Raw genomic sequence first — 9217 nt, 5'->3', positions numbered from 1 at the left:
TTGCAAATCCGTGTACACCGGTTCGATTCCGGTACTCGCCTCCAATAAAATCAAGCACTTATCTGTTCGGGCGTCGATTTCCAGGGCGCCATTTTTCAGGGCATTTTACGGTTACGTTCGAGCGGCGTTCTTTTCCGCCTCTGCGTAAAGCTCTAAAATCTTGTCGGTTTTGACTGATCCAACCACCGCTTAGACCTCAATCATCACGGTCGCATGCTTTTGCGTTCATTTAAAGACGGCTGCCAACTGACTGGCACTAGCCCCTGATCGAAAAGGATCGGCCCATAACTGCCGTTCGAACGACCCGAGAGTTGTTGCATGCAGCCAGCCAAGCTGCCTCAAAATTTCAATACACTCAGACGTGTCGGCCCAGCGTTTGGTCCATGTTTTTTGTCGTCAGCCATACAGGCTCAACAATTTCTCGGTGCGTCCGCCTCAAAAGGTGACGCCGCACGCCGCGCCTCATATTCGCGCTCGGAACCGGCGGCGTATCATTTGAAGAGGAACGAGACCTCACGACCGGCAATTGCCGTCTGGCTGGTGCGCCGATCTATCGCAAGTTTGCAACGTCTTCACCTATCTGCCGACCGCGTATCCTCGTGTCACCCTGCTTCGCGGTCGTCAAAAATCAAACTTTGCTTTCATACATTTATGAACGGCCATCCGTTCGATGCCTCGTTAGGTGACACCGCCTTTAATAATTCCATAGTGTCCCGTCCTGCAATCGCACGACCGGATGGCTGCCCGCTTGGTATTCATATTTCGCAGCCTCGGTTTCATCAAAATCAACACCAAGCCCCGGCGCATCGCTGACGTAGACCATTCCGTTTTCCATAACATGATCGGATGGGAACAAAGCGTCACATTCGGGCGTGCCGAGCACGAGGTATTCCTGAATGCCGAAATTCGGAGCCCATGCGTTCAAGTGGTGCTGTGCCGCCATGGAAATAGGCGAATGGCTGGGGGCGCCGTGAAAACCCGTCCGGACGTGGTGCAATCCGGCAAGGTCGACGATACGTTTGACAGGCGTGATGCCCCCACCGTAGGTCACGGCAATACGGATAAAATCGATCAGTTCACGTTCGATCAGCGCGTTACAATCCCAGATGGAATTGAACACCTCGCCGATGGCGATGGGCGTGGTGGAATGCTGGCGGATAAGTTTCAGGGCATTCTGATCTTCGGCAGGTGTCGGGTCTTCAAGCCAATAGAGCCCGACAGGTTCGACCGCTTTGGCAAACTCCGCCGCCTCGCGAGGAAGCAAGCGGTGGGTTTCTCAAAAAATGAAACGTTTGAATATGCGATAGGTCCGCATTGGAAACTTCATCCCGAACACTTTGCAATTGCAGCAAAAATTCGCTTCCCACCGATTGTGTAAAAAACAAAGTGCCGCTGGCGCAAATAGTGGCGCTCCAGAGTAGAAAGCGAGCGTCTTTCTTTTCAGCTTTTCGCGTTTGCTACGGTGCAGGACATATCTTCGCCAGTGTCCGGAGGTTCTGTGTGGTGGCCGCGGGCGGGAATTCGTCATTTGTACCACATGGGCCGCGCAATCGGAGCCTTCCCAGCCCAAGGATGCGTTTGAGGTGGGCGAAAAGCATCTGGTCCTTTCTTCGAAGCCGCATAAAGATTGCGCATTGCCTGATTTATTAAATATGCCCGGCGACCTGCCGGGCGTCGCAATGCTCTTCTCGGGTGATCTTCGCCGCATCTGTCTGGCCGCACTTTATCTTCGATGGGCAGGCCTGACAGGTCTGCTTTGACGCCTGATGCCGGGCAACGCCCTTGCCGGTTGAGCCACGGTTTGGGTCCGAGTAATTCCGTCAGAAGTGCTTTAACGGCTCACCTTCGGGGCGCATGTATTTGTTATCTTCTGGATCACATTCAAAGTCAGCACGAAACCAGGTGCCGTTGGTACGACCCCCTTTTTCCAGAACAGCAATGTAAGGTTTGATATCCCACTCAACGAGCCAACCCAGCGCTGGGTCAGAACCGGACGCTGTATCTGCGATCCAACGCTCAGAGCCGGTGTCATGCTGTTAGTTGATACGATCCAATAAAACGCGCACGGCCCCGACTTTACCCTGTCGTATCGACCGCGTCCCTTCCACGTCAGCGATGACGCTGTTGTCGGCGTCGATCAGGTAATTGGTTGAATAACTGAGGAACGCAGGGCCTTTACAGGCTGCTGTCCATAGACTGGCGCGGGCAGGATGAGATGTGAATTTCGGCGCGACCTTCGATGTTGCACCAAAGGCTAGATCGTCCAGAATATACAACTGCTCTTTCGCGGCCTTTGGGGCACCAGTTGGATCAATGGCGCTGCGGCTCCAAACATCCTTTAGGGGCAACCTCTGTATGTTCGCGTCGGCCTAATATGGGTCTGACGTTCGCCATCCGTCGGGCGTTGATTTCGGCTCGTTCCCCGCGCGAGATGAACAAGCTGTTGTCTAGCCCCACGCCCACGTGACCTCCCATCTGGCTGCCGGTGGTCGCCGTGGGGATTTGCGACATAATCCTTTTCCCAGTCGAACCCTCAATCGTCATCGCCGACGCGTCTGGCGAGCGGGTTAAAGCTGAAATTCATCGACCCCATGTTCATGCGGCGCATTTCTGCGCTGAACGTGGCTGCGGGCTTGATCCGGTCTTGAATGGACAGTGTGAGCGATTGACCGGTTAAAAATGTTCATCACAACATCACTGGCCTGTTTGATGCAGCCCAGAAAGGGGCTGTTATCGTCATGGTTCACTGAAGGCGCGCCCGTCTTATTGTCGCGGGTATGAAGGAGCAAGATCAAGGCTCCGGCCTCTACCGCTTCGATCGCTCGGGCGGTGATGTCATCATAGGTGTAGCGCAAAGCATCCGACATTGTTGGCGTATGGATCGCGCCTTTGACCGAACAGATGATGATGGTGCGCTATGTTCGGCCAAGGGTTAGGGTCCTTCGTCGGCGTCGGTGCGGACGCGGTAGCTGAGGGGAAAAGTTCCAGATCAAGCGGCTGCGGATCAGACCCCAAACGGATTTGGGTGCCTTGAGCGTGATGACGGTGGCCGATTAAGCAAGGCGGCTGGTTCTAACAGCGCGCGCTCAATATTCCACCCTCGGAAACGGGCCCTGCGGGTGGATGGCCGAGGCGACTAGAATCGCGATGTGACCGGCGCGCATTTTGAGCCAGGGTCTGCGCGACCTTTAGAATGACGCCACGCACGATCGTGCCCCAACCATAGCCGAGCCACCCTATAATCCCATCCTCGCCCCCAATTATCAGGCGCACACCACCCGCGGACAGACCAAAGCTGGTGCGCACGCCCAGCAGGATACCCGCAATGGCCGTCACCGCGAAGGCCAGCGCCGTGGCCATCCCAAACACATGTGGTTGTTCAACCCCATGAGCTGGGCACTATCGGAATTGTCGGATGTTGCACGAAAAGCGCTTCACGCCCAAGGAGGTCGTTCATACGCATGCGAGCCTTCTGACAGGTGGCTGAACGGCGGCCCTCGCCCCACCCTTGCACAGCGGTGAAATCGCCGTGCGTGGCCCTAATGTGTTGGCCGAATATCTGCACAATCCCGACGCCACGGCCAAAACTTTTGCAGGTGACTGGCTGCGCACCGGCGATCAGGGACATATGGACGCCGACGGCTATGTCGACGTCACCGGTCGCTTGAAGGAGTTGATCATCAAGGACGGAGAAAACATCGCCCCGCGCAAAATCGACGAAGTCCTTTATTCCGAACCTGACGTCATCGAAGCCGCAGCCTTGACGCGGCCCTGCAAAAGCTATCGCGATGCAGTTGTGGCTGCCGGGGCGATCCGCAGCGGCTCTATCCTGTCGGAGGCTGTATTGATCGCCCTGTGCCACGACCGTCTGGGCGCGTTCAAATCCCCCGACTGCATCGACTTTCTGCCCGAACTGCCCAAGGGCCCGTCAGGGAAAATCCAGCGGTTGAAACTGTCAGACCTCGTCTGAGGTGATCTTGTAGGCGGGCAGCTGATCCAGTGCTGTCTTTAACGCCTCACCCCACCCTGTTGAAATGGTACGATAAACCGGATCATCCACCTCGACCCGGCCCCGGCGCGATGCATCAAACTGTCCGTCTTCGAACAGATGCACGTCAAAGGGCAGCCCCACCGAGAGGTTGGATTTTACGGTGCTGTCAAAGGACACAAGCAACAGCTTCATCGCGTCCTCAAACGTCAAATCCGGATCGAAGGCGCGCACCAGAATGGGCTTGCCGTACTTCGTTTCTCCGATCTGGAAAAACGGGGTGTCTTCGGACACTTCGATGAAATTGCCTTCCGGATAGACCAGAAAGATGGTGGGCTTGCCGCCCGCGATCTGCCCGCCGACGATCACCGATGCCCCGAACGCATCGGCAGAGGCCGGGCCACCCGGCGCGGAATAGGAAATCACCTCTTTCAGGGTGGCCCCCACAAGCCGCGCGACCTGAAACATCGTGGGCTGGCTCAGGATAGACGGATCGCGGTCATCTGCGGCTTGCGTGCGTTCCTCAAGCAGGCTGATCATCGCCTGCGTGGTCGCCAGATTGCCGGCTGTCATCAATGTGATGTTGCGTTCGCCTTCAACGGTAAAGGTAAACATTTTGCGGGTTGAGGCGAAGTTGTCGACGCCTGCGTTGGTCCGTGTGTCGGACATGAACACAAGGCCGCGGTTCAGGCGCATGGCGACGCAATATGTCATCTGGATTCCCTAAATCAGTCTGGCAGCCACCCTATTGCTGCACCTGCAAAGACACAACGAGGTTCTCATCCCCCTGCCCCATCCGCAGCCCGGATATGGGGGCTGCATCCTTGGCATCGCGTCCAATAGCAAGGCGGACGTAACGTTCATCGGGGCTGATCTGGTTCGACACATCAAAACCGACCCAGCCAAGCCCGTCCAGATGCACCTCGGCCCACGCATGGCTTGCGTCCTGCTCGATCCGGTCGTCCATGAACAGATACCCGCTGACATAGCGCGCCGGTGCCCCCAGATGGCGGGCGGCGGCCACAAAAATATTGGCGTGGTCCTGACATACGCCACTGCCTTGCGACACCGCCCCCTCGGCGGTGGTGGCCATGTCCGTCTGGTTCAGCACATAGGCAACCTTGTCCAGAATGGCGCCCGACAGCGCGTGATATCTGTCCAGATCACCCGTGACATTGCGCACGCTGTCGGCCAGCGCCGTCACACCGTCGCCTGCGGTGGTCAGGGCGGTGGGCTGCTGGAAATACCACAACGGCGCACGGCCATAGACCGGACCCAGTATTCCCGAGGTATCGGCCGTCTCGACCTCCCCCTCGACGGAAATCGTCAACGCCTGCACCCCTTCGTCGGCACAGACAAGCCGCACCTGATTGCCGTGATGATCGCTGTAGCCCGCCTCTACCCGGCCGCCGTCAACGGTCACCGCCCAATCCGTAACCCGTTGCATGGGGCTGTCCACCGGCCACAGCCGCACCTGTTGCAGCGCACCGGACACGGGTTCGGCGTAGGTGTATTCCGTTTGGTGGGAAACCTTGATGCGCATCTATTGAATGAACCTGTATTGTTGTTCGATCATGGCACCCAACATGGTAAGGTCACGCAGGATCTGGGTGGTATATTCATGCAAACCCTCCTCGAAAATCGACGACACATCCCGCCCTGCGCACCGCCCCAGCATGGCTTGCGCCGCTGCAAGGCTGCGGCTCTCCCCGCCGTAGTCCTGCGCCAAAAGATCAAGGTTCTCTACAATCGCCGCCGCGCAAAACGCCAAAGACCGCGGAAACCGTGCATCCAGCATCAGGAACTGCACGATATTGGCGGCGTTATATTCGCCCTCGACCGCGTGGCGGAACGACCGGTGGCCCGACACAGACCGCAGCACCATTTCCCATTGCACATTGTCCAGCCGGCTGCCCACAAAGGACGGTGACGGCAACAGCGCGTGGTATTTCACATCAATGATCCGCGCGGTGCTGTCGGCCCGTTCAATGAACGTCCCCAAGCGGCAGAAATTGTAGATGTCATTGCGCAGCATTGTGCCATGCAACGCCCCACGCACCAGCGCCGATTGCTGGCGAATGGCCTCCAGCGTCTGGGGCACGTCCTCTTCCGCGATGGGCTTTTTCAACAGCTCCGTCAGGACCATCCATGTCTCGTTGACCGCGCACCAGACCTCTGTCGTCAGCGCCGTGCGCACCAACCGTGCGTTGTCACGGGCCGCTTTGACGACCGATAGGACCGAACTTGGGTTTGACGGTTCCCGCAGGAGAAAATCGCAGACGTTCTGGCTGGTGTAGGTGTCATATTGCGCCAGATATGCCCCCTGCTGGGCCGAGGTGACGATGACAGACTGCCAGTCCGACGTGGGGTCGGAAGAGCGCGTGAGAGCAATCCGAAAGCCCGCCTCGATCAGGCGCGCGGTATTCTCGGCGCGTTCCAACCCCCTGAACATCCAGTATAATCCACCTGCGGTCTTGCCCAGCATATCAGTCCTCCAGCACCCAGGTGTCCTTGGTGCCGCCCCCTTGGCTGGAATTCACCACAAGGCTGCCTTCGGTCAGGGCCACGCGCGTCAGCCCGCCCGGCGCGATATCAACCGACCCCGGCGACATCAGCGCGAAAGGCCGCAAATCCACATGGCGCGGGGCCAGACCGGCGTCGGTGAAAATAGGCACGGTGGACAGGCTCAACGTGGGCTGGGCGATATAATTGGCAGGCCGCGCTTTAAGTTTGGCGCGGAAATCCTCAATCTCCTGGCGGGAGGCCGCAGGCCCCACCAACATCCCGTAGCCGCCCGATCCGTGCACCTCTTTGACAACCAGATCAGCCAGATTGTCGAGCACGTATTTCAACGCCTCAGGCTCGGAACAGCGGTGCGTTTCCACGTTCTTCAGGATCGCCTTTTCGCCGGTGTAGAATTCGACAATTTGCGGCATATAGCTGTAAATCGCCTTGTCGTCCGCCACGCCTGTGCCAGGGGCGTTGGCGATGGTGATGTTGCCCGCGCGGTACACATCCATGATGCCCGGCACGCCCAGCATCGACGTGGGGTTGAACGTCAGCGGGTCCAGAAAATCGTCATCCACCCGCCGGTAAATCACGTCCACCGTGCGATAGCCGCGCGTGGTGCGCACGGCGATTTTGCCATCCACAATCCGCAGGTCATGCCCCTCGACCAGTTCAACCCCCATCTGGTCCGCCAGAAAGCTGTGCTCATAATAGGCCGAATTGTGAATACCCGGCGTCAGGACCACCACAAACGGGCGCCCTTCGCAGTTCGGCGGGGCCGACGCCTCAAGCGACGCACGCAGGTTTTTGGGGTAATCGCTGACGCGCTGCACCTTGATCTGGCTGAACAGCTCGGGAAACATCTGCAACATCGTCTCGCGGTTTTCCAGCATATAGCTCACCCCCGAGGGCGTCCGCGCATTGTCCTCCAGCACGAAAAATTCGTCCGCACCGGTGCGCACGATATCCGTCCCGACAATGTGGGTGTAAACGCCGCCGGGCGGAACAAAATCCATCATCTGCGGCAGGAACGCATCGTTTTGCGCAATCAGCCGTGTCGGCACGACGCCCGCACGCAGAATTTCCTGCCGGTTATAAATGTCGTGCAAAAACGCATTAATGGCACGGACCCGTTGTTCAACACCCTTGGCCAGTTTGGTCCATTCGCTGTTCGACAAAATGCGCGGCACCAGATCAAACGGGATCAGCCGTTCTTCGGCGTCCGCCTGACCATAAACATTGAACGTGATTCCCGCGCGGCGGAAAAAACCCTCGGCCTCTTGGCTTTTCTGGGCCAATCGGTCGCCATTCTGCGCCGAAAACCAGGACCCGTATTTGGCATAAGGCGCACGCGGGGTCCCATTGCCGATCATCTCATTGAAAAAGGTCTTCGGCTTATCCATGCCCCAGCCTCGGATCATTCGTCGCAAAACGCAAGGCCGCCGTCAAAATCGGTCGAAAATTCAATTTCTTGCGCATGAAATTTGGGCACATGACCGGCCTGTGCCGCCTCTTCACACACCCTTCGTCTGCGCCGCCACGCATTATTGCTATTGACCCGATACCACAAAGCCAGATACGCATTTTGCAACCGGTTGCAAAGTAGGATCGAGGGCATCATGACAGACATCGGAATTGGCGTCGTCGGTGGCGGTTACATGGGCAAAGCGCACTCCGTGGCCTTTGCCGCCGTGGCCAGTGTCTTCGACACCGCGCTGCGCCCGAAACTGGTGCACATCTGCGCATCCAGCGACGAAAGCGCCGAACGCTACCGCCAGACGTACGGCTTCGAAAAGGCCACATCCGACTGGCGTGTCATGGTGGCCGACCCTGAGGTTGAGGCCATTGTCATCGCCTCCCCCCAAGCGACCCACCACGACATCGCACTAGCCGCCTTTGCCGCCGGAAAACCGGTGCTGTGTGAAAAACCGCTGGGCGTATCCGTGGCCCAAAGCCAGTCGATGGTGGACGCAGCAGAGGCTGCGGGCGTGGCCAACATGGTCGGTTTCAACTACGTGCGCACCCCGGCCACGCAATACGTGCGCAAGCTGTTGGACGAAGGCCGCATCGGCAAAGTGACGTGGTTTCGGGGTGAAATGACCGAAGATTTCTTCGCAGATCCAGACATCGGCGGCTGGCGCGGACAAGGCGCCGCCAACGGCTGCATGGGCGATCTGGCCCCCCACATGATCAACTGCGCACGCGCCTTGATGGGGCCGATCACGACGCTTAACGCGATGGTGCAAACCGTCCACCCGACCCGCGCCGGTGAACCTGTCACCAACGACGATCAGGCGCAGATGATGTGCACCTTTGAAAGCGGCGTGCAGGGGCACATGTTCTTCAGCCGCGTCGCCACGGGCCGCAAGATGGGCTACGCCTATGAAATCCACGGCACCCACGGCCATATCCGCTTTGATCAGGAAGATCAGAACGCCCTGTGGCTGTACACCACCGAAGGGCCCGAGGCCGAACGCGGCTTTCGCAAAATCCTCACCGGGCCGGAACACCCCGATTACCTGCCGTTTTGTCAGGGACCGGGCCACGGCACCGGCTATCAGGACCAGATCATCATCGAGGCCAAGGATTTCCTGACAGCCATCGCCGAAAAGCGCCCCGTCTGGCCCACGTTCCGCGAAGGGCTTGAGGTCAACCGCATCGTGGCCGCCACATTCGCCTCAAGTGCTGCGGGTACTTGGGTCAACGTCGCAGATTACTAAA

The 9217-nt window shown here is 58.3% G+C and carries 9 protein-coding genes and 1 pseudogene; 2 read left to right on the top strand and 8 right to left on the bottom strand.

Annotated elements, in window-relative coordinates; translation table 11 throughout:
• Window positions 1-694: 694 nt before the first annotated feature.
• From QZ653_RS07650 to QZ653_RS07640, 4 genes and pseudogenes are all read right to left on the bottom strand, one after another.
• Entirely contained in the window at window positions 695-1264 is a 570-nt protein-coding gene (locus QZ653_RS07650) for an enolase C-terminal domain-like protein (RefSeq protein ID WP_296419144.1), read from the bottom strand.
• Window positions 1265-1457: 193 nt separating this feature from the next.
• Window positions 1458-2369 (bottom strand): annotated as a pseudogene (locus QZ653_RS07645) (transposase); the annotation flags it as partial.
• Window positions 2311-2475 (bottom strand): hypothetical protein, encoded by a 165-nt coding sequence (locus QZ653_RS14960; RefSeq protein ID WP_366933064.1) that lies wholly within the window; start codon window positions 2473-2475, stop codon window positions 2311-2313. The gene QZ653_RS14960 and the pseudogene QZ653_RS07645, both read right to left, overlap by 59 nt.
• A gap of 92 nt (window positions 2476-2567) precedes the next feature.
• Entirely contained in the window at window positions 2568-2903 is a 336-nt protein-coding gene (locus QZ653_RS07640; RefSeq protein WP_296419150.1) for a 3-keto-5-aminohexanoate cleavage protein, read from the bottom strand.
• A gap of 641 nt (window positions 2904-3544) precedes the next feature.
• On the opposite strand from QZ653_RS07640, the gene QZ653_RS07635 reads away from it, so the two are divergent.
• Window positions 3545-3970: a class I adenylate-forming enzyme family protein gene (locus QZ653_RS07635; protein ID WP_412766001.1), complete on the top strand. Its 426-nt coding sequence runs from the start codon at window positions 3545-3547 to the stop codon at window positions 3968-3970.
• On the opposite strand, the gene QZ653_RS07630 is transcribed toward QZ653_RS07635, so the two are convergent.
• From QZ653_RS07630 to QZ653_RS07615, 4 genes are read right to left on the bottom strand one after another with little or no spacing between them, the layout of a single operon-like run.
• Window positions 3956-4702, bottom strand: a complete 747-nt coding sequence (locus tag QZ653_RS07630; RefSeq protein WP_296419141.1) for a peptidase — start codon at window positions 4700-4702, stop codon at window positions 3956-3958. The genes QZ653_RS07635 and QZ653_RS07630 overlap by 15 nt on opposite strands.
• Window positions 4703-4733: 31 nt before the next feature.
• Window positions 4734-5531 (bottom strand): transglutaminase family protein, encoded by a 798-nt coding sequence (locus QZ653_RS07625; protein ID WP_296419140.1) that lies wholly within the window; start codon window positions 5529-5531, stop codon window positions 4734-4736.
• Window positions 5532-6473, bottom strand: coding sequence for an alpha-E domain-containing protein (locus tag QZ653_RS07620; RefSeq protein WP_296419137.1), 942 nt, complete (start codon window positions 6471-6473; stop codon window positions 5532-5534).
• Between the two features lies 1 nt (window position 6474).
• Window positions 6475-7899 carry a circularly permuted type 2 ATP-grasp protein gene (locus tag QZ653_RS07615; RefSeq protein ID WP_296419135.1) on the bottom strand — a complete coding sequence of 475 codons (1425 nt, stop codon included), beginning with the start codon at window positions 7897-7899 and terminating at the stop codon, window positions 6475-6477.
• A 216-nt stretch (window positions 7900-8115) separates the two neighbouring features.
• Here QZ653_RS07615 and QZ653_RS07610 point away from each other — a divergent pair, with 216 nt between their 5' ends.
• Entirely contained in the window at window positions 8116-9216 is a 1101-nt protein-coding gene (locus QZ653_RS07610) for a Gfo/Idh/MocA family protein (protein ID WP_296419133.1), read from the top strand.
• Window position 9217 lies beyond the last annotated feature (1 nt).

It is taken from the genome of Pseudooctadecabacter sp., assembly GCF_020627745.1.
GTDB lineage: Bacteria > Pseudomonadota > Alphaproteobacteria > Rhodobacterales > Rhodobacteraceae > Octadecabacter.
Note: the sequence above shows the minus strand (reverse complement) of the source record. Positions and strands in the feature narration are given on the sequence as shown.